The organism is Streptomyces katrae, from assembly GCF_000966975.1.
GTDB classification, from domain to species: domain Bacteria; phylum Actinomycetota; class Actinomycetes; order Streptomycetales; family Streptomycetaceae; genus Streptomyces; species Streptomyces katrae.
Genome location: NZ_JZWV01000470.1, coordinates 1 through 2,144, shown reverse-complemented (window position 1 = coordinate 2,144; position 2,144 = coordinate 1). Strand labels below are relative to the sequence as shown.

The window sequence follows — 2,144 nt, the reverse complement described above, 5'->3', positions numbered from 1 at the left end:
ACCGCCGAGCCGGCCGGCGCGCCCCCGCGAGCCCGGGTGGCGGCGGCCACGATCAGGACCGGAGCGGTGCAGCACGCCGCCACCATCAGCAGCACTCCCAGACATCCCAATTTCTGCCACCTCTTCACCTCTCACCGCCTTCACGGCGACGGCGCTCCGCCACGCGGGCTTCGAAGATCGCGCGTAGCCGTGCCGCGTTCGCCTCCTGCGCCTCTCGGCCGGCCGCCCCTGCAGGACCGCTGCCGGCATCACGGCGCTCAGCTGGCGGGGGAGTGGCGGCGGGCTCGGCCGACCGGCGACGGGGCGCCGGCTCACGGCCCGTCTCGGCACGCGGCGCCGAAATGGTCCTCCTGGACACCCCTTCGCGGCCGCGGGAGGAAGCGGCCAGAGGAGCGGTGGCGATGGCGGCGGCCACGGCGGTCTCGCGAACCGCACCCACCGGGTCGTGGACCTGCCAGGCGGTCGCCAGACGCTGCCCGGCGTGGTCGACGCCGTCCCGTACGAGCCGGCCGCCTTCAGCCCACCGGTCGGCGTCCTCGCGGACCTGGTGTGCTGCCACGCGCAGCTGGGTGCGGGCGTCATCGGTGAACTCACTGGCAGCTCCGTGGGCGCGGCCCAGATTGCGGGGGAGCCCCAGGGTCGCTCCGTAGGCCAGGCGCGCGCCGCGGGAGGCGATCCGGTAGCCACGGAGCCGCGAGGCACGGGCATGGATCCGGGACCCGAGCAGCGGCCGGTCGGTCGCCGGATCGTGCAGGACCTCCCCCGTCCACTGATCAGCGACCACCTCTCCCGAGCCGGCGGTCCCGCCGTGCGCGGCGGCGGAGAAAGCCTGCGCGGCTGGGTGCTGCCCCGGCTTGCGGGGTCCGATCAGCGCGGTGTGCCCGGCCCGCAGTGCGAGGGCGATCGGTGCCAGACCGCGCCTGCCTTCGGCGAGGGCATCGCCCATGAACCGGCTGGGGGACATCGGCATGCCGGCCCCGTCGCTCATCGCCACGAGACTGCCCAGGGCAGCCAGGCGTGCACCGAAACTCCCGTGCGCCGTGGAAGGTTGCCCGTCCCTGCGGGCGAGCCCGCCGGCGGGCCCGTGTTCGGCGAGGGCAGCGCCGATCTCGGAGCTGTCCCCGCGCAGGTGGCTGCCGCCGATCTTCCGGTAGCGCATGCGCGTGGCCATCCGCTGCCCGAAGCCGGACGTTGCGGCCAGCACCCGCCGGTGCATGACCAGGAACGCCAGAGCGACGGCGTCCACCAGCAGCAGGCGCTCCACCATCAGATCCGTCCCGCTGTCCGACAGGACCGCGTCGACGGCGATCCCGAACATCGGCAGGCACAAAGCGGCCATGAAGGACACCAGGGCTGAGGCGATGAACACGCCCGCCCAACGCCACAGCAGCATGCGGGACGGGCCCGGAAGCATCGACCACACCCAGGCGACGGGCCCGCCGGCCGCAGCGGCGGCGTCGGCGCCCTGCGCGCCGAGCATCACGACCGCCATCGACACGATCATGAGCGTGACCACGAACACCGCGAACAGCAGGGCTGCCACTGACCACACCCGGTCCCAGGTCGGCTTCTGCGCGTACTCGGCGGCCTGTTGCCCGACGGGCCCTGCATCCTGCAGGTCCTTGATGAGTTGCGAGAACGCCGCATCCTTGGTGTCTGCTCCGCGCGGGCCGTTCCCGTTCTCGCAGTAGTCCCTCGCCGGTTCGTCCAGGGCCTTGCAAGGGGTCTGGCTACCGCTGGCTTCCTTCACCTGGCGCTCGCAAGCATCCTTGATGGGACCGAAGGTCCCGGAACACTTCGACAGGTCCACCTCGCCCTGCTTCTGCTTGGGCCGACTGCTCTCGACCCACTTCAGATGGGCTTTGTAGGCGTCGGCTTCCCCCGCCCTGTGGGGATCGAGGACGCGGCCGTACTGCAGGAGCATGTACGGCTTGACTACCAGACTGTCGGTCAGCGCGCGCTGGACCGGGTCGACCACCGATTTCGCCTCGGCCTTCTCCTGCACGCAGGCCTCGTGCGCGGGCCCCACCGCACTGTCACAGGGCCGGCCGCCGCGCGCGGGCGTGCCGAAGTAGGAGGCGGTGGTGATGGACGCCACCTCGACGGCGGCCTGGTGGGTCTGGTCGAGCGGACCGTCCTTGCCC

At 72.5% G+C, this 2,144-nt stretch carries 1 protein-coding gene; it reads right to left on the bottom strand.

Annotation, left to right across the window (positions count from 1 at the left end; genetic code table 11):
* Positions 1-124 precede the first annotated feature (124 nt).
* On the bottom strand, positions 125-2,144 hold a 2,020-nt coding region (locus VR44_RS17580; protein ID WP_052713671.1), incomplete at its 5' end, for a hypothetical protein.